The sequence below is a fragment of the uncultured Jatrophihabitans sp. genome (assembly GCF_964244045.1).
GTDB lineage: Bacteria > Actinomycetota > Actinomycetes > Mycobacteriales > Jatrophihabitantaceae > Jatrophihabitans.
Genome location: NZ_CAXTHK010000004.1, coordinates 95,576 through 115,848 on the forward strand (window position 1 = coordinate 95,576; position 20,273 = coordinate 115,848).

The window sequence follows — 20,273 nt, forward strand, 5'->3', positions numbered from 1 at the left end:
TCGTCCTACGACGTTTCGGCGCTGTTGATCACGGTTGGGGGTAGCCGTTGAGGTAGGCCAGCACGGCCAGGACCCGGCGGTTGTCGTCCTCGGACGGCGGTAGGCCGAGCTTGCCGAAGATGCTGTTGGTGTGTTTGCTGACCGCCTTCTCGCTGACCGTCATCTTCGCGGCGATGGCAGCGTTCGACCGTCCCTCGGCCATCGCCTCGAGCACCTCACGCTCCCGCGGCGTCAGGGTGGCCAGCGGCTCGTCGCCGGCCCGGCGGCTCAGCAGCTGGGCAACGACGTCGGGGTCCATGGCCGTGCCGCCGGCGGCCACCTGACGCACCGCGTCGACGAACTGCCGCACGTTGAACACCCGGTCCTTGAGCAGGTAACCCACCCCACCCGAGCGATCGGCGAGCAGTTCCCGCGCGTAGAGCTGCTCGACGTATTGCGACAGCACGAGCACCGGCAACCCGGGCACCTGTCGGCGCGCCTCGATGGCAGCGCGCAACCCCTCGTCGGTGAAGGTCGGCGGCAGGCGTACGTCGACGACCGCGATGTCGGGTCGGTGGGTGACCAGCGCTCGCAGCAGCGACGGCCCGTTGTCGACGGCCTCGACGACCTCGCAGTCGTTGGCCTCGAGCAGCCGGATCAGCCCGTCGCGGAGGAGGGCAAGGTCTTCGGCGAGGACGACGCGCACGGCAGCACCATAGCCACGACGGTCGGACCACCCGGCGGGCTCGACACGGCAAGCGAGCCGTCGAAGGCCGACAGCCGACGCTCGATGCCGCGCAAGCCGGTGCCGCAGGCCGGGTCGGCGCCGCCCCGGCCGTCGTCGCGGACCGCCACGCGCAGCGTGTCGCCGGCGTGCTCCAACGCGATCACCGCGTGCCGGGCGCCGCTGTGTTTGATGACATTGGCCAGCGCCTCGGCAACCGCGAAGTAGGCGGCTGATTCGACCGGAGCGGGCAGCCGGCCGACGCCGTCGGCGTGGACGTCGGCAGGCAGCGGGCTGGCCAGGGCCAGCGCGTGGACGGCGCCGACCAGCCCGCGGTCGGCCAGCACCGGCGGGTGGATGCCACGAACGAGGTCGCGCAGCTCGGTCAGCGCTGCGCTGCTGGACGCACGGGCCTCGGCCACGAGGGCAAGCGCCGCCTCGGGGTCGTCGGCGAACTGGTCCTCGGCCAGCGCGAGGGTCATGCCGACCGAGACCATGCGGGCCTGCGCGCCGTCGTGCAGGTCGCGCTCAATACGTCGCAGCTCTGCCGCCGACGTGTCGACGGTCTCGGCACGGGACTCGGTGAGTTGCTCGACGCGCAACGCCAACCGGCTCTTCTCCGACGTCGAGAGCAGCGCCCGTCCGACGACGGCCCGGCCGCGCAGGGCCAGGCCCGGCGGCGCCCACCAGATCAGCAGCAGGTCCAGGACGGCCTCGACGATCCCGACGACCGCGAGAACCAACCCGAGCGTGCCGTCGGCGAGCAGCCAGTACACGTCGCGGCGGCGCGCCGGGTCGCGGACCAGCAACCGCAACCGGCCCAACCAGCCGGCGCCTGCGACGTGCAGGTACGGGGAAGGAATGGGCCCGTGACCGTCGATCATCGGGATGCGACGGCGCTGCAGGTCGGCCAGCGGGCGGATCAACAGCACCGTGCCCAGCACGATCGGAATGCCGGCCGACACGACGATCAGCGCCGTTCCGACCGTGATCAGGATGAACAGCGTGAGGCTGACGGCCGCCACCACGACGGCCTCGACGGACCACCTCAGCAGGGCGATCCGGCGGCGCAGCTGCACTTCCACCCCGCCATCCTGACGCACTCCCGGCCGGCGCGCGGTGGAGAAAACTCCACCCTCGATGGGGGTCCAGGGCCACTGCGCCCGCTCCGGCGAGCCGGAAGCGTCGACGGCACAACGATCCGATGACCGGAAGGCAGCACCATGGGACCCACTCCGACTCGTCCGCGGCCCAGCACCGTGCGGGCCGCGCGCTGGAGCGCCACGCACCCCTGGAAGGCGATCTCGCTGTGGCTGGTATTCGTGGCCGCCTGCATCGCGGTCGGCAGTGTCAGCGGCACGCATCAGGCGAGCGGCTTGGACCTCACGACCGGCCAGTCGGGACGCGCCGCGCACTGGCTGCACGACAGCGGACTCGAGCGGCCGGACACCGAGAACGTGCTGGTGACCGCTCGGGCCGGCGCGCTACCCGCGGTTGAGGCCCAGACGACGCTGACGCAGGCCGCACGCGGGTTGGCGCGGTTACCACTCGTGTCGGCGGTCAGCGCGCCGGTCACGTCTCGGGACGGCAGCGCGATGACGATCGCGGCCACGTTGCGCGACGCCGGCAAGGAGCAATCCGACGTCGACGTCTCGTCGTTGCAGGCCGTGACCGCGGCGGTGCAACGTGCCCATCCCGACCTGCGGGTCGAGCAGGTCGGCGCGGTATCGCTGGACACGGCCGTCAACGACCGCGTGGACGAGGACCTGTCGGCCGCGACGACATTCAGCCTGCCCGTCACGCTGGCCATCCTGCTGGTGGCGTTCGGCGCCATCGTCGCGGCCGGGGTGCCCGTGCTGCTGGCGCTGTCCGCGGTCGGTTCGGCGACCGGGCTGTCGGCGCTGGCCTCGCACCTCGTTCCCGACTCCGGCAGCACCTCAGCGATGATCCTGCTGATGGGCATGGCCGTCGGCGTCGACTACTCACTGTTCTACGTCAAGCGGGCCCGGGCCGAACGGCAGGCCGGGCACAGCGCGCTCGACGCGGTCGAGATCGCGGCCGAGACGGCTGGGCACTCGGTGCTCGTCTCAGGATCGACCGTGGTCGTGGCGATGGTCGGCATGTATCTGACCGGCAACCTCGTCTTCGCCTCGCTGGCCACTGGGTCGACCATCGTGGTGGCCGTCGCGGTGCTGGGCTCCCTGACCGTGTTGCCGGCGGTACTGGTGAAACTGGGCCGGGCCATCGACCGGCCGCGGGTGCCGGTGCTGTGGCGTCTGACGGCCGGTGAACGCGAGCCGCGGCTGTGGCCGGCCCTGCTGCGCCCAGCCCTCGAGCGTCCCGGTCGCACGCTCACCGTCTCCGTCCTCGCGTTGGCCCTGCTCGCCCTGCCTGCGCTGGGCATGCGGCTCGCATCCGACAGCCCGGCGTCGCTGCCGAACGTCATCGCCGAGAAGCAGTCCCTCGATCGGCTGAGCACCGCGTTCCCGGACCAGAACGCCACCCAGCGGGTCGTGGTGCGAGCGCCCGCCGGGTCAGCCCCAGCGGTGGTCGGCGCGCTGGCCGACATCGCCAAGCGCGGCGCGGCCGACGGCGCGTTCGTGCCCGGTCGAGCGGACATCCGCACGTCGCGGGACGGCACGGTGCACGCGCTGACGCTCCAGGCGCCCTTCGACGCAGAATCCGGCAAAGCCCGGGCAGGCGTGACGTCCCTGCGCTCCACGCTGGTGCCGGATGCGGTCGTGCGCATTGCCGGTGCACGGTGGGCCGTCGGCGGCGACAGTGCCGATGCGATGGACGCCGATCGGCAGTTGTCGGACCGCCTGCCGTGGGTGATCGCGTTCGTGGTCGGGCTGACCATGCTGATCATGGGCTGGGTGTTCCGTTCCGTGGTGATCGCGCTGAGCACCGCCCTCGTCAACCTGCTCTCCGCGGGCGCGGCATTCGGGGCACTCGTCGCGGTGTTCCAGAATTCCTGGGCCGAGGGTTTGCTCGGCTTCCACTCGACCGGTGCGTTGATCAACTGGATTCCGCTGTTCACGTTCGCGGTGCTGTTCGGGTTGTCGATGGACTACCACGTATTCGTGATCAGTCGGATCCGCGAGGCCGCTATGCAGGGCCTTTCGACGCGCGACGCTATCCGGATGGGCATCACCGGATCGGCCGGCACCGTCACCTCGGCAGCGATCGTGATGATCTCCGTCTTCGCGATCTTCGCCTCGCTGCACATGATCGAGATGAAGGAACTCGGCGTCGGGCTGGCGGTGGCCGTGCTCGTCGACGCGCTGGTCGTGCGGGTGATCGTGCTGCCGTCGTTGATGATGCTGCTCGGGCGCTGGAACTGGTGGCCGGGACGCCTGGCGTCAGTCGGCCTCGAGGGACATCGGACCGTAGATCTTGGTCCCGTCCTCGAGCAACGTGACCTGCGCGACGCCCGCGTCTGACAGCTCGCGGAACGTCTCGCCCAGCCAGCTCTCGGCGTCGGACTGGTTCTGGAACGGCGGCTGCGCAACATCCGGGACCTCGGTCAGCTCGGTGCCGTCGGCCTGCTCCATGCGCCACGTCCAGGTCATGGCGTCACCTTACGGACCGCGTCCGGACGGGCGGGCACGGCGTCCGGATGCAAGATCGCCGCGAGCGCTTCGACCCCGTCAACGAGGCGCGGTCCCGGACGCACGACGAGCCCGTCGCCGTCGATTGCCCATACCGGCACGCCGGGCAGCACGTCGATGACCGGTTCGCGCCCGGCGCGCGCTAACGCACCGAACACGAATCCCGCGGACCGCGACGAGACACTGGCCTGTTCCGCCCTGGCAGGCATTCCGACTGGCCACTCACGAGCGGCATCACGGCCGCGGGTCAGTGCCGGAGTCTCACCGGGCTTCCCCTACCAGGACAGTTTTTGCTGAGTGCCGCGGCTGTTCCCGCGGCGGCGGAAACGTATCCCTGCGTGGCAACGACGGTCAACGTGGGGTGACGCAGTCCTCCGGGCTCACCGCTCGGTTCGTGCGGTCCGGGCATACTGGCTCGGTGAATGACGCCCCGATCGATCTCGTTGCGGTCGGCGAGGACGTCGAGTGGACCGACGCGGGTTGCGCCGCGCAGGTCCGTCCGCTGGCGACCACGGTTGGCGGTCGACTCGGTGAGCTGATCGAGTGGCTCGCCGCGACGCAGGGTCAGCTGCCGGTAAGCGCGCCGAAGCGAGCCCGTTGCGTGGTGCTCGGGCCGATCAGCGAGCCCGTCACAGTGCTCGCCGACGAACTCGGTGTGCAGGTCCGCGAGCTCGCCGTGGCCGACACCGAAAGCCCCGAGAGTGCCTTCGCCCTCGGGATCGCTGCGGCCGACGACGAGATCGACTCCGGTGCTGACCTGCTGATCGTCGCCGACCCCGACGACTCGGTGGCCTCGGCGCTGATCGTTGCTGTCCTGACGGGCGCCGAACCAGTAGCCCTGCTCCCCCGAGGCGCCGCCGCCACCGACACCGACGCCTGGATCGCCGCCGCCACAGCGTTACGCGACGGGCGCCGGCGACTGGCCGATCTGCGCACCGACCCGTCCGCGTTGCTGGTCGCGCTCGGCCATCCGCGGCTGGCCGCCACGGTGGCGTTGATCATGCGCGCGGTGGCCCGCCGCACCGGTCTCGTGCTCGACGGTGCGGCTGCCGTCGCCGCTGCCCTGCTGTGTCACGACGTCCAGGCCCGGACGGGCCGCTGGTGGCAGATCGCCGACGCGGGCACCGATCCGGCGCAGCATCGCGCGGCCATCGAGCTCGGCCGGCGGCCGCTGCTCGACCTCGGGGTGGCGCACGGCGACGGCACCGCCGGCCTGCTCACCGTCCCGGTGCTGCGCGCTGCCGCAGCGCTTGCCGAAGGTGCGGCATGACGGACGACACAAAGAAATACAGCAACCCGGAGAAGGCAGTCACCTGGCACGTGCGGGTGGCCGCGGCCTGGAGCTGGCGCCTGCTCATCATCGGGCTCGGCGTCTACGTCCTGGCGAAGGTCTTCGACCGGGTCGAGCTGGTCGCCTTCTCCTTCGTGCTCGCCCTGTTCTTCACCGCAGTGCTGCACCCGCTCGAGAAGTCGCTACGCCGGTTGCCGGGTTCCCGCTCGCTGTCGGCCGGGCTTGCCCTGCTGATCGGTCTGCTGGTGCTCAGCGGCATCGGGTACTTCGTGGTGTGGCAGATCAGCCGGCACTCCGGCGAGCTCAGCGACCAGGTGTCCGACCTGGTTGACAAGGGCCGAAACTGGCTGCGCACCGGCCCGCTGCATCTGAAGTCGAGTGACCTCGACAAGGCGGCAGACAACATCAAGAACGCCATCAGCGACAACAAGGGCGAGGTGATCAGCGGGGCCATCGACACCGTGACCACCGTCCTTGAGGTGTTCGGATCACTGCTGCTCATCCTGCTGTCGACGTTCTTCCTGCTCCGCGACGGTGCGGCGATCTGGACCTGGACGCTGCGGCTGTTCCCCGAGCGGGCGCAGGAACGCCTCGACCGCGCCGGCCACGTCGGCTGGCGCACCCTGGGCGGCTACATGCGTGGGCAGGTTCTCATCGCGCTGTTCCACGGCATCTCGGTGATGATCATCCTGCTTATCCTGCAGGTGCCCCTCGCCGCCGCGCTCGGCGTGTTGATCTTCCTGGGCTCCTTCATCCCGCTGATCGGCCTCACGGTCACGGGCGCGCTCTGCGTTGCGGTGGCCCTGCTCGAACACGGTCTCACCGCGGGCATCGTCGTCGCCGTCGCGATCATCGTGCTGGTCCAGCTCGAGGCCCACCTGCTGCAGCCGTTGATCATGAGCCGCAGCGTCGAGGTGCACCCGCTGGCGATCGCCTTAGCCGTCATCACCGGCACCACCCTCTACGGCATCGTCGGCGCGCTACTCGCCGTCCCGCTGATCGCCTTCGTCAACTCGACGGTCCACGCGCTGCGCGACACCCCGGCGTTGCCGGTCGAGGGCTCGACGTTCCCGGTGCGGCATCGCGAGGAGGTCGGCGGTGACCCCGTCGACATGACCGTGCCCGAGGACGGCGAGGACGACACCCCGAACATCCCGAACCCGTCAGCGGACGTGTGACTCCACGAACGGCGGCTTGACGACCCGTACGGCACTGCGCCGCCCGCGGACGTCGATGGCGAGCTCGTCGCCGTCCTGAACGCCGGCGGCAGTGGCGATCAGGGCCAGCCCGATGCCCACGCGCAGGGACGGCGAGAACGTCCCGCTCGTCACCTCGCCAACGGGGTCTCCACCGGCGTCGAGCACCGGCATGTGCGCACGCGGGATGCCGCGGTCGAGGGCCTGCAACCCGCGCAGCGTCCGCCCGGGCCCGCGTTCCTTTTCGGCCAGCAGGGCATCGCGGCCCCAGAAGGCGCCCTTGCCCCAGCCGACCGCCCAGCCCGAGCGGGCCTGCAACGGGGAGATGTCGAGCGAGAGGTCCTGCCCGTGCAGCGGGTAACCCATCTCGGTACGCAACGTGTCGCGTGCGCCCAAACCGGCAGGCATCCCGCCGACGGCCGCCGCGGCGTCCACCAGCGCGTCCCACAGCGGCGGGACGACGTCCCACAGCGGTAGCAGCTCGTACCCGTGCTCGCCGGTGTAGCCGGTGCGGCAGACGCGGACGGGTTGGCCGGCCCACTCGGCGTCGGCGTAGGCCATGTAGCCCAGCGCCGCGGGCAGGCCGACAGCGGCGAGCACCTCCTGCGACTTCGGGCCCTGGACGGCGAGCACGCCGTAATCACGGTGCTGGCCGATGACCTCGACGCCTGCCGGCGCAGCGGCCTGCATCCGGGCGACGACCTCGTCGGTGTTCGCGGCGTTCGGGACCAGGAAGACGTGCTCGTCGTCAACGAGATAGGCGATCAGGTCGTCGACGACGCCACCCGACGGGTCGCAGCACAGCGTGTACTGCGCCTGACCCGCCCCGATGCGACCGAGGTCATTCGACAGTGTCGCGTTCACGAAGTCCCGGGCGCCGGGGCCACGCACCACGGCCTTGCCCAGGTGCGAGACGTCGAAGATGCCGACGGCCTCGCGGACCGCTGCGTGCTCCTTCAGGACGCCGCCACCACTGGCCGAGTACTCGATCGGCATCTCCCAACCGCCGAAGTCCGCCATCTTCGCGCCCAGCGCCTTGTGCCGCTCGTGCAGGGCTGAGGTCAGCAACGTGCTCATGCCGCCAACCTAGTGGCCGACCCGATCCGGCGCCGGACCTACGATCGTGTCCATGCCGCCCGCCGCGCCGCCGCCCCCCGCCTTCGCGCCGTCCGTCTCGGTCGTTGCTCCCACGTCCCAGATCCGGGCCGACGCGGTGGTGGTCGGTGTCCACTCCGGTAGGGACGGCATGCGCGTGGCCGCCGGCGCGGAGGCCGTCGACGCGGCGCTAGGCGGACGGTTGTACGAGGCGCTGCGCGCGCTCGGCGCCACCGGCAACGTCGATGAGGTGCTCAAGATCCCGACGCTCGGGCTCGCGGACTTTCCCCTGGTGGTGGCGACCGGGCTCGGCGCTGATGACACCGGCGTGGCCGCTGAGGCCGCCCGTCGAGGGACTGGCGCAGCCCTGCGGTCGCTGACCGGCCAGCGTCGCGTGCACCTGGCCCTAGACGCCCCGGCGGGTGCGCTCGCCGAGGGTGCGCTGCTCGGGGCCTACGCCTTCACCGCCTACAAGTCGAGCGCGGCCAAGCGCGTGCTCCGCACGATCACCGTGGCGGCCACCCCGCCGGCGCGCGCCGAGGTGAAGCGAGCCCAGGTCGTAGCCGAGGCCGTCGCCCTCACCCGTGACCTCGTCAACACCCCGCCCAACGACCTCTACCCCGAGTCGTTCGCCGAGCGAGCGCGCGCCCTGGCCGAGAACCGCGACCTGTCGGTCGAGGTGCTGGACGAGAAGGCGCTGCGCCGCGGCAAGTTCGGCGGCATCCTCGGCGTCGGCCAGGGCAGCGCGCGTCCGCCCCGCCTGGTGCGCATCAGCTACCGCCCGGCGAAGGCCAAGGCGCACCTCGCCCTGGTGGGCAAGGGCATCACCTTCGACAGCGGCGGTCTCAACCTCAAGACCGCGAACATGGCCGCGATGAAGTCCGACATGGGTGGCGCGGCGGCAGCCATCGCCAGCGTGCTCGCGATCGCGACGCTCAAGCTGCCGGTCAGTGTCACGGCAACGGTGCCGATGGCCGAGAACATGCCCTCGGGTACGTCGTACCGGCCGTCGGACATCCTGCGCATGTACGACGGCAGCACCGTCGAGATCGGCGACACCGACGCCGAGGGCCGGGTGATCCTTGCTGACGCTCTCGTGCGGGCCGGACAGGACGACCCCGACTACCTCATCGAGGCCTCGACGCTCACCGGCGCGCAGATCGTCGCGCTCGGCCCGCGTCTGATCGGCGCCATGGGCACCGACGGCTGGCGCGACACAGTTGTCGCCGCCGGGGCCTCGGCCGGCGAGGGGCTCTGGGCGATGCCGCTGCCCGACGAGCTGCGCACGAACCTCGACTCCCCCGTGGCGGACATCGCCAACATCCCTGGCGAGCGCTGGGCCGGCATGCTCGTGGCGGGCCGGTTCCTGGGCGAGTACGTACCCGACGGTGTGCCGTGGGTGCACCTCGACATCGCCGGGCCGGCGTTCAACCAGGGCTCCGCCCACGGCTACACGCCCAAAGGTGGCACCGGCGCAGGCGTGCGGACCATGATCGCCGCCGCCGAGCACCTCGCCGCCCGCTGATCTCCAACACCCGCTGGTGGTCAGCGGCGGTAGGCACGCATCCGCTCCGGGTAGCCGACCGCGGCCACGTCGTAGCAGCGCATCGCGTGCTTGCGGGCGAACGCTTCGGCCCAGCGCGGATTCGGGACGCGGCGCCGCGTGCACTCGCCGTCGCCGGCCACGAGCACGAGCGAAGCCTCGGTGACGGGTGTGCGCGGCTCGAGGTAGGCCTCGACACCGACCCGGGTGCGCACGAAGTCGCGCAGGTGTCCGGTGTCCGAGCGCGAGGCGGTACGCAGCGTTCCGGCACGCGGACGGTGCAGGTTGAGCAGGGGCATCGATCTCTGCGCAGGAGTCGCTGAACAGCCGCTGAAGGGCCCTAGTGCTCACAGTGAACCGACCGTCCGGTGACCCAGTTACCGGGCAGTGCCAAGATGAACGTGCACTCAGCACGCCCGCGCCCAACACGCCGGTGGCGCTTCGTCGGTAGGTAACGTCGGTAGGTAGGAGCACCCGTGGCAGACAACCAGTCCGATCTCGTCATTCTCGGTGGCGGCAGCGGCGGTTACGCCGCAGCGCTGCGTGCGGCCGAGCTGGGCAAGTCCGTCGTGCTGATCGAGAAGGACAAGGTCGGCGGCACCTGCCTGCACCGTGGCTGCATCCCCACCAAGGCGCTGCTGCACGCCGGCGAGATCGCCGACGGTGCGCGCGAGAGCTCGCTGTTCGGCGTCAACGCCACCTTCGAGGGCATCGACATGGCCGGGGTGAACAAGTACAAGGACGGCGTGATCGGCAAGAACTGGAAGGGCCTCACCGGGCTCATCAAGTCACGCGGCATCGAGATCGTCGAGGGCGAGGGCACGCTCGTCGGGCCGAAGACGGTGCAGGTCGGGGACGACACGTACACCGGCGAGAACGTCATCCTCGCCACCGGTTCCTACTCCCGGACACTGCCCGGCCTCGACCTCGACGGCCACCGGGTCATCGCCAGCGAACACGCCCTGCAGCTCGACCACGTGCCCGAGAGCGTCATCGTGCTTGGCGGCGGGGTCATCGGCTGCGAGTTCGCCTCGGCGTGGACCTCGTTCGGCGCCAAGGTGACCATCGTCGAGGCGCTGCCGCACCTCGTCCCCCTCGAGGACGAGGCGAGCTCCAAGCAGCTCGAGCGCGCGTTCCGCAAGCGCAAGATCGACTTCAAGCTGGGCGTGCGGTTCGAGAGTGTCGAGACGACCGACAGCGGCGTGGTCGTGCACCTCGAGGGCGGCGCCACCCTCGAGGCCGAGCTGCTGCTCGTCGCCGTTGGCCGCGGCCCGGTATCGCAGGGTCTCGGTTACGAGGAACAGGGCCTGACGATCGAGCGCGGATTCGTCGTGACGGACGAGCTGCTGCGCACGTCGCTCGACGGCGTCTACGCGGTGGGCGACCTCGTCTCGATCAACGGCGGGCCGCACCTGCAACTGGCGCACGTCGGCTTCGCCGAGGGCATCCTCGTCGCCGAGCACATCGCCGGGTTGCCGGTCGTGCCGATCGACTACGCCGGCGTCCCGCGCATCACCTACAGCCAGCCCGAGGTCGCCTCGGTGGGCCTCACCGAGGTCCAGGCCGCCGAGCAGCACGGCGCCGACAACATCAAGGCGGTCACCTACGACCTGTCCGGCAACGGGCGCAGCGCCATCCTGAACTCCAAGGGCGCGGTGAAACTGATCGCCCAGAAGGACGGGCCCGTGTTGGGCGTACACATCGTCGGCGACCGGGTCGGCGAGCTCATCGCCGAGGCGCAGTTGATCTACAACTGGGAGGCGTTGCCGAGCGAGGTCGCCCAGCTCGTGCACCCGCACCCCACGCAGTCCGAGGCCATCGGCGAGGCGCACCTGCTGCTCGCGGGTAAGCCCCTGCACGTCCACGAATGACCCTCTGCTGACCCCGCCTTTGAATTGAAGGAGTTTCTGGACCCATGTCGACGTCCGTGACCATGCCGCGCCTCGGTGAGAGCGTCACCGAGGGCACTGTGACCCGCTGGCTGAAGGCCGAGGGCGAGCACATCGACGCCGACGAGCCGCTGCTCGAGGTCTCGACCGACAAGGTCGACACCGAGGTCCCCTCACCGGCGTCGGGCACGCTGCTGTCGATCAAGGTCCAGGAGGACGAGACGGTCGAGATCGGCGTCGAGCTCGCCGTGATCGGCGAGGCAGGTGAGGACGGTAGGTCGTCCGACGAGGCCCCCGCCGCCGAGGCCGAACCGGAACCCGAGCCCGAACCTGAGGCGGAGCCCGAGCCGGAAGCAGAGCCCGAGCCCGAGCCGGTCGCGCAGGCCGAGCCGGAGCCGGAGCAGGCACCGAAGCCGCGGCCGGCGCCCGCCGCACCGGAACAAGCCACTGCTGCGGCAGAGCAGTACTCCTCGACCACCGCCGGCGACACCCAGGGCGACGCCACCGCATCGACGGACGGCGACGGCGACGAGGTCGCCGGCGCCTACGTCACTCCCCTGGTACGCAAGCTGGCCAGCGAGCACGGGGTCGACCTCGCCGCCCTGCAGGGCACGGGTGTGGGTGGCCGCATCCGCAAGTCCGACGTCCTCGCTGCGGCCGAGGCAGCCGCCGACAAGAAGGCCGCCGAGACGTCCTCTGCTCCTCCCGCCGCCCAGTCGGCCGCGGCGCAGTCGGCCGCCGGCCCGAGCGACAACCCGGCCGCGGCGGCCACCGCGGCGGCCACGGTCACTCACCAGCGCGGCAAGACCGAACCGTTGTCGCGGATGCGTCAGGTCATCGCCACGCGGATGGTCGAGTCGCTGCAGATTTCCGCGCAGCTGACCACCGTCGTGGAGGTCGACGTCACCCGCATCGCGCGGCTCCGGCAGCGTGCCAAGGCCGACTTCGAGGCCCGTGAGGGCGTCAAGCTGTCGTTCCTGCCGTTCTTCGCCGTGGCCGCCATCGAGGCGCTCAAGGCCCATCCGGTCGTGAACTCCTCCATCGACCTCGAGAACAAGCAGGTCACCTTCCACGACGCCGAGCACCTGGGCATCGCGGTCGACACCGAGCGCGGCCTGCTGGTGCCTGTCATCCACAACGCCGGTGACCTCAACCTGGGCGGAGTGGCCCGCAAGATCTCCGACCTCGCCGAGCGCACCCGTACCAACAAGGTCAGCCCCGACGAGCTCGGGGGCGGCACCTTCACCCTCACCAACACCGGCAGCCGCGGGGCGTTGTTCGACACCCCGATCATCAACCAGCCGCAGGTCGGCATCCTCGGCACCGGCGCGGTCGTCAAGCGACCCGTGGTCATCGACGACGAGGACCTCGGCGAGACGATCGCGGTGCGCTCGATGGTCTACCTTGCGCTGTCCTACGATCACCGCATCGTCGACGGGGCCGACGCGGCCCGCTTCCTCGTGACCATGAAGGAACGGCTCGAGGCGGGGGCTTTCGAGCGCGCGCTCGGGCTGAGCTAGGACGACGTCGTGTTGGTTCTGCTAGCCGGCGCATCCGGGCTCATCGGCCCGGCCCTGCGCGAAAGCCTGCTCGCGGATGGGCACACCGTGCGCACCCTCGTCCGGCGTGAGCCCACCACGCCGGACGAGGACCGCTGGGACCCAGCGGCCGGGTTGATGGACCCGGGCGTGCTCGACGGTGTCGACGTCGCAGTGTGCCTGTCCGGCGCCGGCGTCGGCGACAAGCGGTGGACCGACAAGTATAAGAAGACGATCGTCGCCAGCCGGGTCGACACGGTCGGCACCCTGGCCACGACGATCGCCAAGACCGGCAGCACCGCGAAGCTGGTGTGTGCGTCGGCGGTCGGCTACTACGGTGACACCGGCGACCGACGCATTGACGAGACCGCACCAGCGGGCAACGGCTTCCTGTCCGGCGTCTGCGAGCAGTGGGAGCGCGCCGCTGACCCGGCCCGGGCGGCGGGCGTCACCGTCAGCCACCTACGGACCGGCCTGGTGCTGGCCAAGGCGGGTGGCCTGCTGCCGCGACTCGGGTTGCTGGTCAAGCTGGGGCTCGGCGGCAAGCTCGGTTCTGGTCGTCAGTACTTCCCGTGGATCTCGCTCACCGACGAGATAGCCGCCATCCGCTTTGTCCTGGAACAGGACGTGCCCGGGGCGGTGAACCTGACCGCCCCCAACCCGGTGACGAACGCCGAGTTCACGAAGACCCTAGGTTCGGTGCTGCACCGGCCGACGTTCCTGATTGTGCCCGGCTTCGGCGCTCGCATCGTGCTGGGCGAATTTGCCGGCGACGTGCTGACCGGGCAGAACGCCGTCCCGGCCGCGCTCGAGGCGGCCGGCTTCACCTTCACGCACCCGCACCTTCGCGCGGCGCTGGAGTCCGAGCTGCACTGAGCCCGGCGGGCTGGTTTCAGGTTCGCCGCTGGTCGGCGATGCGAGCGGTCGGCCGCGGCCCGACGAGGGTCAGGCGCATGGACGTCGGCCCCACGTCGGCCGCGCGACCGCGAATGGTCCCGGAGCACACGAGCGTGCTGGCCGTCAGGGCCGCCTGCGCCGAGACGACGACCCGGTCGGCGCCCTCGGTGATCCGGATCTGCTGATAGGTCGTCCGTACTCCACGCAAGCCGCACCCGGGCGGGACGATGCGCAGCAGCAACGCGGTGTCGGCCTGCAACAGGGCGGCTGAGGCGTAGACGCTGCGCAGCAGCTCGGGCCGACGCTCGGCGAACGCTCGTGCCCGTACCGCGTCCAGCGCGCTCAGCCGCGCCGGCCAGCCGATGCCGGGCTCGGCGGCGATCGATCGTGTCGGGGCGGCCGCCGATTGCGACACCGCGCGGGCCGGCGGCTGTGCCCCAGCCGACGTGTCGAGGTGGCGCGAGACCAGCAACCCGCAGGCGCCGAGCACGAGCGCGACGAGCAGCGCGATGCCCACGGTGTGCGGGCGGGAGCGAGGGAGTTGGTCGGACCGGCGGCGCGGTGGACGCGGGAGCTGCGGCCGGGGTCGCGGCCGAACCCGGCTCGTCGGCGGCGGGGCGCCCGGCCGGGCCGGCGCGCCCCCCGGCGCGCCGGACACCGGCCGGGAGAACGATGGGCGCCCGAGTACCGCAGGCTGCGCGGCGGGCGGGATCCGCGGCGGCGTGACCGGCGCAAAGTCGGTCCCGCTGAAGCGATCACGGCGACTCGGGCGGCCCGGCGCAACCGCTGCGTGCCGGCCGCCCCGGGGACGCGTCTCGGTCGGGGCCGGCGGCACGAACTCCCGCAGCGCGGGCTCGCGCCGGGCCCGGCCAGCGTCCAGCTCCACGGCCACCGGCACGCCGCTGTGCCGCAGGTCGAGCGCGAACGCCGCCGCCGTGCCGCGCCGACCGGGGCTGCGGTCGAGGGCCCGGCACAGCACGCCGACCATGGCGTCGGGCACACCGGCGTCGGTCAACCGATCGGGCAGCGAACCGAGGTCACCGGTGCGGGCCTGCGCCAACGCCTCGTCTGAGGTGGGCCCGGGCCACGGGATCTCGCCGGTGAGGGCGTGCAGGGCGGTTGCGGCCAGCATGAACACGTCGCTCAACTCCGACGGGATGCCACCGAGGGCGACACCGGGGTCGACGTAGGCAGGTGTGCTCTCGGCGTCGTCCTCCTCGCCGGTCAGCCGGGCGACGCCGAGGTCGGCCAGCAGCGCGTTGCCGCCCGCGGTGAACAGGATGTTGGCCGGCGTGACGTCGCCGTGCACGACTCCTGCGGCATGCACGTGCGCCAGCGCTGCGGCTACCGGAGCGATGGCGGTGATGACCTCGCCTGGCGACAACCGCCCGCGCACGTCGAGCAGCTCTGCCAGCGAGCCGCCCTCGGCGAGATCGAGGACGAGGACGACGTCGGTGCTGTCGGGCACGAGCGCGTGCAGGCGAACCAGGTGCGGGTGCTCGAGAACGGTAAGCTTCGCCGCCTCGGCCGCGGCCCGCCGGACCTGCGCCTCGTCGCGCACTGGCAGCCGCTTCAGCGCGACCTTCTCCCCCGTCGCGGCCACCCGCGCCCGCCAGACCTCGCCGGACCCACCCTGGCCCAGCAGCCCCTCGACCACGTACCCGCGCAGTCGCCACGCGCCGCTCACTCCGTTCGGCCATGCGGAGACGAAATGCCGCCAGTCGCTCCGCAAGCGTCGCTCATGCGGGCAACCCTAGGATCGCCGAGTGTCTCAACCGGCGTTATCCACAAGGTGAGATCTCTAGGCTGATCCGGGTGACCGCAGACGCGCCGACCATCCTCGCCACCTCGGGCGGCATCGTGCCCGGCACTCGCATCCGCTGGGAGCTGGGGCCGCTCACCGAGTACGCGATCGAGCTCGCCGGCGTCGACGGTCGACGCCCGAAGGTGTGCTTCCTGGCCACCGCGCTCGGCGACGACGCCACCACGATCAACCAGTTCTACGCGGCGGCGCAGCAACGCGGCCTGGACCCCTCTCATCTGCGCACGTTCGGCATGCCGAACGTCGACGACGTCACCGCGCACCTGCTCGAGCAGGACGTCGTGTGGGTGTGGGGCGGCAGCGTCGCGGGCCTGCTGGCCATGTGGCACCTGCACGGCTTCGACGACGCGATGCGCACCGCGTGGCAGGCGGGCGTGGTGCTCACCGGCGTATCGGCCGGCTCGATCTGCTGGCACGTCGGCGGCACCACCGATTCCTTCGGCCCCGAGCTGCGGCCGATCACCAACGGACTTGGGCTGGTGCCCTTCTCGAACGGGGTGCACTACGACTCCGAGGAGCAACGGCGGCCGTTGTTCCAGTCCCTGATCGCCGACGGCACGCTGCCGGCCGGCTATGCCACCGACGACGGCGTCGGCCTGCTCTACCGGGGCACCGAGTTCGTCGAGGCCGTCAGCGAGAAAGACGACAAGGGCGCCTACTTCGTCGAACGCGACACGAGCGGGGCCGGCAACACGGCCATCGAGACGCGGATCGACCCCCGCCGCCTCTGATCTGACCTGTCCCGCGCTAGTCCGGCGCCGAGGCAGACGCCAGCTTCGACGGCCACCACACCTTCTTGCCGATGTCGTAGGCCAGCGCAGGCACCAGGATCGAGCGCACGACGATGGTATCGAGCAGCACGCCGAACGCCACCGTGAAGCCCAGTTCCGCCAGGAACACGATCGGCAGCACACCGAGCACCACGAAGGTCGCGGCCAGCACGACGCCTGCCGAGGTGATCACTCCGCCGGTGACGGCCAGCCCGCGCACGATCCCCTGCCTCGTCCCGTATTGGAGCGTCTCCTCACGCACCCGCGTCATCAGGAAGATGTTGTAGTCGATGCCCAGCGCCACGAGGAACACGAACGCAAACAACGGGAACGACGGGTCCGCGTTGGCGAAGTGGAACACGTGGTTGAAGAACAGCGCGCTGACGCCGAGCGAAGCCAAGAACGAGAGCACGACGGTCAGGATGAGCAGGATCGGCGCGATCAGCGCCCGTAGCACCAAACCCAACACGATCAGGATCACGACGAGCACCAACGGGATGATCAGGTCGCGGTCGTGTCGCGATGCGTCCTGGATGTCGAGGTTCACTGCCGAGCTGCCGCCGACAAGTGCGCTGTCGTCGACCTTCGTCACCGTCGAACGCAGCCGTTTGACGGTGTTGTACGCCGCCTGGCTGTCGTAGCTGTTGACCAGGGTGGCATTGAGCAGCAGCTTGCCGTCCTGCGGCTTGACCTGCAGTGCCGCCGGGGCGCACCCGGTGGCCAGCGCGGACAGCGCCTTCGGGTTCCTCTTCGCGATCTTGGCGACGGCGGTGAAGTCGGTCTGCACGCAGACGGCGTTGGCCGCGCGCGAGACCCCCTCGACGTTCTTCACCGCAGCGAGCACGGCCGTGGACTTGCCGGCGTCGACGAGGATGTCGGCCGGTGCGCCCGCGCCCTTCGCCGAGGGGAAGGCGTCGTCGTAGAGGTGCTGACCCGTGACCGCGTCAGGGGTGTTCGTGAAGCCGTCGATCGTCGACAGCCCGCCGGTGTTCAGAGTGACCACCGCGATGGCACAGGCCACCAGCACGAGCCCGGCTCCGCCCCAGCTGCGGCGACGGTTGTTGGTGATGCCGCGGGCGATCTTCGTCCACAGCGGGTGGGTCTCGTTGACGTCGATCTCCCGGTCGACGGTCGGCCGCTTGGGCCAGAAGATCCACCGACCCGAGACGACGAGCAGCGCGGGCAGCACGGTGAGCATGATCAGCACCGTGCAGGCGATGCCGATGGCGCACACCGGGCCGAGCCCGGCCGTGGAGTTCAGCTCGGCGAAGCTCAGGCAGATGAGCCCGAGGATGACGGTGACGCCGGACGCCAGGATGGGTGGCGCCGCCCCCTTCCAGGCCGCGATCATGGCCTGGACGCGGCTGTCGTAGGTGTGCAACTCCTCGCGATAACGACTGACCAGCAACAACGCGTAGTCGGTGCCCGCGCCGATGACCAGCACGGACAGGATGCCCTGGCTCTGCCCGTTGAGCGTGATAGTGCCGCCCTTGGCCAGTGCGTAGATCAGGATCGACGCCGCGCCGAGGGCCAGCACCGAGCTGAACAGCGGGAAGAACCACAGCACGGGGCTGCGGTAGACGAACAGCAGGATGACGATGACGACGACGCCGGCCGAGAGCAGCAGCGCACCGTCGAGCCCGGAGAACGCGTCGATGAAGGCGACCAGGACGCCGCCCGCGCCGGCGCTGTGCACCACGAGACCCGCGGGCGCACCGGCCTTGCCGGCCTTGATGACTGCCTTCTCGGCGTCGACGAGCTCGGGGCCGGTGCGGCTCTTGCCGTCCTGCTTGCCGATCAGCGGCACGGCGATCGAGCCGACCTTGCCCGCCTGCGCACCGGTCGTGCTGTACGTGGGCCGGCCGACCTGGTCGGCAGCGACGTTGTTGATCTTTGCGAACACTGCGGCCCGGCTCTGGATGAACGTCTTGTCGGCGGCCGTCAGCCCGCTCTTGCGCTGGAAGACCATGAACCCGGGGATGGCCTGCGTCGTGGCGAACTTCTGGGACGCGTTCGTGACCTTCGTGGAATCGGCCGAGCTGGGTGAGAACGAGGAGTTGTCGTTCTTCTGGACGTCGCTCAACTTGCTCTGGAACGACAGGCCGCCGACGCCGATCAGAAAGAACAACACCGCAACGGCTGCGAACACCCACACGATGCGGGGTTTCGAGGTTCCGGCGGTGGGGGCCGGCCGGTTCGCCTCATCGGTCATCGTCATGGAACATCTCCTCTGGTCCGGCCAACCGTAGCGAGGCGGTCCGACACGGTGCGAGGCCATTCCGCCGAGGGCTACATTCGGCAGAGTGACCGAGCTGCACATCATCCGGGCCGGACTTGTCCCTTACGCGGACGCCTGGTTGCAGCAGCGTGACATCCATTCCGACGTCGTCGCCGGACGGGCTCCGGACACCGTGCTGCTGCTCGAACACCCGTCCGTTTACACCGCCGGCAAGCGCACCGAAGCGTGGCAGCGGCCCACCGACGGCACGCCGGTCATCGACGTCGACCGTGGCGGCCTGATCACCTGGCACGGCCCGGGCCAGCTCGTGGGCTACCCGATCCTGCACCTGCCTGATCCCGTCGACGTCGTCGCCTACGTGCGTCGCCTCGAGACCGTGCTCGTCGGCATCTGCGCCGAGATCGGTGTGCAGGCCGGTCAGGTCGAGGGTCGCAGCGGCGTCTGGCTCGACGCCGACGATCGCGGGCCCGAACGCAAGATCGCCGCGATCGGCGTTCGGGTCTCCCGCGGCGTCACGCTGCACGGCTTCGCGCTGAATTGCGACCCGGACATGACCAACTTCGACCGCATCGTGCCCTGCGGCATCACCGACGCCTCGGTAACCAGCCTGTCCCAGGAGCTCGGCCGCGATGTGACCGTGACCGAGTTGCTGCCCGTGGTCGAGCGGCACCTGCCGGCGCTTGTCGCGGGACTCACTGCGTCTGTCTGACTGCCCTTTCGGCGTACGCTCGAACAGTGACTTCCGTTCGTCCCACCGTCCCTGAAGGTCGGCGTCTGCTGCGCATCGAGCAGCGCAATATCGAGACGCCGATCGAGCGCAAACCCGAGTGGATCAAGACCCGGGCGAAGATGGGGCCGGAGTACAAAGCGCTGCAGTCACTGGTCAAGACCGAGGGGTTGCACACCGTCTGCCAAGAAGCCGGTTGCCCCAATATCTACGAGTGCTGGGAGGACCGTGAGGCCACCTTCCTCATCGGCGGTGACCAGTGCACCAGGCGCTGCGACTTCTGCCAGATCGACACCGGCAAGCCCCTTGCCCTCGACCGCGACGAGCCGCGGCGGGTCGCCGAATCGGTGCAGACGATGGGTCTGCGCTACGCCACCATCACCGGCGTCGCCCGCGACGATCTGATTGATGGCGGGGCGTGGCTCTACGCCGAGACCGTCGATCAGATCCACCAGCTGAATCCCGACACCGGCGTCGAGCTGCTGGCGCCGGACTTCAACGCCGTCCCGGAGCTGCTGGCCCAGGTGTTCGCGTCGCGGCCTGAGGTGTTCGCGCACAACGTCGAGACGGTGCCGCGGATCTTCAAGCGCATTCGCCCGGGCTTTCGCTACGAGCGCTCGCTCGATGTCATCCGCGCTGCTCGCGCGGACGGCCTCGTCACCAAGTCCAACCTCATCCTGGGCATGGGCGAGGAACGCCACGAGATCAGCGAGGCACTGCAGGACCTGTACGACGCGGGCTGCGAGTTAATCACCATCACGCAGTACCTGCGCCCGTCACCCAAGCACCACCCCGTCGAGCGTTGGGTCAAGCCCGAGGAGTTCGTCGCGCTGCGCGAGGAAGCCGAGGAGATCGGCTTCGCCGGCGTGATGTCCGGTCCGCTCGTCCGCTCGTCCTACCGCGCCGGACGCCTGTACCAGCAGGCGATCGAGGCCCGCACCTGAGCGCGCTG

At 70.4% G+C, this 20,273-nt stretch carries 18 protein-coding genes and 1 riboswitch; of the genes, 10 read left to right on the forward strand and 8 right to left on the reverse strand.

Annotated features, from left to right (window positions below):
* Window positions 1-28 precede the first annotated feature (28 nt).
* Window positions 29-685, reverse strand: a complete 657-nt coding sequence (locus ACFFC4_RS04845; RefSeq protein ID WP_375498328.1) for a LuxR C-terminal-related transcriptional regulator — start codon at window positions 683-685, stop codon at window positions 29-31.
* Complete coding sequence (locus ACFFC4_RS04850) at window positions 637-1,788, reverse strand: sensor histidine kinase (RefSeq protein WP_375498330.1); 1,152 nt, start codon at window positions 1,786-1,788, stop codon at window positions 637-639. The genes ACFFC4_RS04845 and ACFFC4_RS04850 overlap by 49 nt, the downstream gene beginning before the upstream one ends.
* A 138-nt stretch (window positions 1,789-1,926) precedes the next feature.
* On the opposite strand from ACFFC4_RS04850, the gene ACFFC4_RS04855 reads away from it, so the two are divergent.
* Window positions 1,927-4,146 carry an MMPL family transporter gene (locus ACFFC4_RS04855; RefSeq protein WP_375498332.1) on the forward strand — a complete coding sequence of 740 codons (2,220 nt, stop codon included), beginning with the start codon at window positions 1,927-1,929 and terminating at the stop codon, window positions 4,144-4,146.
* On the opposite strand, the gene ACFFC4_RS04860 is transcribed toward ACFFC4_RS04855, so the two are convergent.
* Entirely contained in the window at window positions 4,066-4,275 is a 210-nt protein-coding gene (locus ACFFC4_RS04860) for a hypothetical protein (RefSeq protein ID WP_375498334.1), read from the reverse strand. The genes ACFFC4_RS04855 and ACFFC4_RS04860 overlap by 81 nt on opposite strands.
* Window positions 4,272-4,523, reverse strand: coding sequence for a hypothetical protein (locus tag ACFFC4_RS04865; protein ID WP_375498336.1), 252 nt, complete (start codon window positions 4,521-4,523; stop codon window positions 4,272-4,274). The genes ACFFC4_RS04860 and ACFFC4_RS04865 overlap by 4 nt, the downstream gene beginning before the upstream one ends.
* Window positions 4,497-4,612, reverse strand: a riboswitch (cobalamin riboswitch). Its footprint overlaps the gene before it by 27 nt.
* Window positions 4,613-4,732: 120 nt before the next feature.
* On the opposite strand from ACFFC4_RS04865, the gene ACFFC4_RS04870 reads away from it, so the two are divergent.
* Together ACFFC4_RS04870 and ACFFC4_RS04875 are read left to right on the forward strand one after the other, a co-directional pair.
* Window positions 4,733-5,584, forward strand: a complete 852-nt coding sequence (locus tag ACFFC4_RS04870) for a nicotinate-nucleotide--dimethylbenzimidazole phosphoribosyltransferase (RefSeq protein WP_375498338.1) — start codon at window positions 4,733-4,735, stop codon at window positions 5,582-5,584.
* Entirely contained in the window at window positions 5,581-6,783 is a 1,203-nt protein-coding gene (locus tag ACFFC4_RS04875; protein WP_375498340.1) for an AI-2E family transporter, read from the forward strand. Before ACFFC4_RS04870 ends, ACFFC4_RS04875 begins: the two co-directional genes overlap by 4 nt.
* Here ACFFC4_RS04875 and gcvT read toward each other — a convergent pair.
* The gene (gcvT, locus tag ACFFC4_RS04880) at window positions 6,769-7,878 is read right to left on the reverse strand and encodes a glycine cleavage system aminomethyltransferase GcvT (RefSeq protein ID WP_375498342.1); all 1,110 of its coding nucleotides are present in this window, start codon (window positions 7,876-7,878) and stop codon (window positions 6,769-6,771) included. The genes ACFFC4_RS04875 and gcvT overlap by 15 nt on opposite strands.
* 52 nt (window positions 7,879-7,930) lie before the next feature.
* Here gcvT and ACFFC4_RS04885 point away from each other — a divergent pair, with 52 nt between their 5' ends.
* On the forward strand, window positions 7,931-9,421 hold the full coding sequence (locus tag ACFFC4_RS04885; RefSeq protein WP_375498344.1) for a leucyl aminopeptidase: 1,491 nt from the start codon (window positions 7,931-7,933) through the stop codon (window positions 9,419-9,421).
* Between the two features lie 20 nt (window positions 9,422-9,441).
* Here ACFFC4_RS04885 and ACFFC4_RS04890 read toward each other — a convergent pair whose 3' ends face one another.
* Window positions 9,442-9,738 (reverse strand): oxidoreductase, encoded by a 297-nt coding sequence (locus tag ACFFC4_RS04890; RefSeq protein ID WP_375498346.1) that lies wholly within the window; start codon window positions 9,736-9,738, stop codon window positions 9,442-9,444.
* Window positions 9,739-9,915: 177 nt separating this feature from the next.
* On the opposite strand from ACFFC4_RS04890, the gene lpdA reads away from it, so the two are divergent.
* The 3 genes from lpdA to ACFFC4_RS04905 are packed head-to-tail and all read left to right on the forward strand — an operon-like array spanning window position 9,916 to window position 13,742.
* Window positions 9,916-11,310, forward strand: a complete 1,395-nt coding sequence (lpdA, locus tag ACFFC4_RS04895) for a dihydrolipoyl dehydrogenase (protein WP_375498348.1) — start codon at window positions 9,916-9,918, stop codon at window positions 11,308-11,310.
* Window positions 11,311-11,354: 44 nt separating this feature from the next.
* A complete protein-coding gene (sucB, locus tag ACFFC4_RS04900; protein WP_375498350.1) occupies window positions 11,355-12,848 on the forward strand; it encodes a 2-oxoglutarate dehydrogenase, E2 component, dihydrolipoamide succinyltransferase in 1,494 nt (497 codons plus the stop codon).
* Window positions 12,849-12,857: 9 nt separating this feature from the next.
* Window positions 12,858-13,742: a TIGR01777 family oxidoreductase gene (locus ACFFC4_RS04905; protein WP_375498352.1), complete on the forward strand. Its 885-nt coding sequence runs from the start codon at window positions 12,858-12,860 to the stop codon at window positions 13,740-13,742.
* 16 nt (window positions 13,743-13,758) lie between these two features.
* On the opposite strand, the gene ACFFC4_RS04910 is transcribed toward ACFFC4_RS04905, so the two are convergent.
* Window positions 13,759-15,450: a serine/threonine-protein kinase gene (locus ACFFC4_RS04910; RefSeq protein WP_375498354.1), complete on the reverse strand. Its 1,692-nt coding sequence runs from the start codon at window positions 15,448-15,450 to the stop codon at window positions 13,759-13,761.
* Window positions 15,451-15,578: 128 nt separating this feature from the next.
* Between ACFFC4_RS04910 and ACFFC4_RS04915 the strand changes: the two genes are divergently transcribed.
* A complete protein-coding gene (locus ACFFC4_RS04915; protein ID WP_375498356.1) occupies window positions 15,579-16,316 on the forward strand; it encodes a Type 1 glutamine amidotransferase-like domain-containing protein in 738 nt (245 codons plus the stop codon).
* Between the two features lie 16 nt (window positions 16,317-16,332).
* On the opposite strand, the gene ACFFC4_RS04920 is transcribed toward ACFFC4_RS04915, so the two are convergent.
* Window positions 16,333-18,567, reverse strand: a complete 2,235-nt coding sequence (locus tag ACFFC4_RS04920; protein WP_375498621.1) for an MMPL family transporter — start codon at window positions 18,565-18,567, stop codon at window positions 16,333-16,335.
* Between the two features lie 91 nt (window positions 18,568-18,658).
* Here ACFFC4_RS04920 and lipB point away from each other — a divergent pair, with 91 nt between their 5' ends.
* Together lipB and lipA are read left to right on the forward strand one after the other, a co-directional pair.
* The gene (gene lipB / locus ACFFC4_RS04925) at window positions 18,659-19,303 is read left to right on the forward strand and encodes a lipoyl(octanoyl) transferase LipB (RefSeq protein ID WP_375498358.1); all 645 of its coding nucleotides are present in this window, start codon (window positions 18,659-18,661) and stop codon (window positions 19,301-19,303) included.
* A gap of 26 nt (window positions 19,304-19,329) precedes the next feature.
* Complete coding sequence (gene lipA, locus ACFFC4_RS04930) at window positions 19,330-20,265, forward strand: lipoyl synthase (protein WP_375498360.1); 936 nt, start codon at window positions 19,330-19,332, stop codon at window positions 20,263-20,265.
* Window positions 20,266-20,273: the final 8 nt, after the last annotated feature.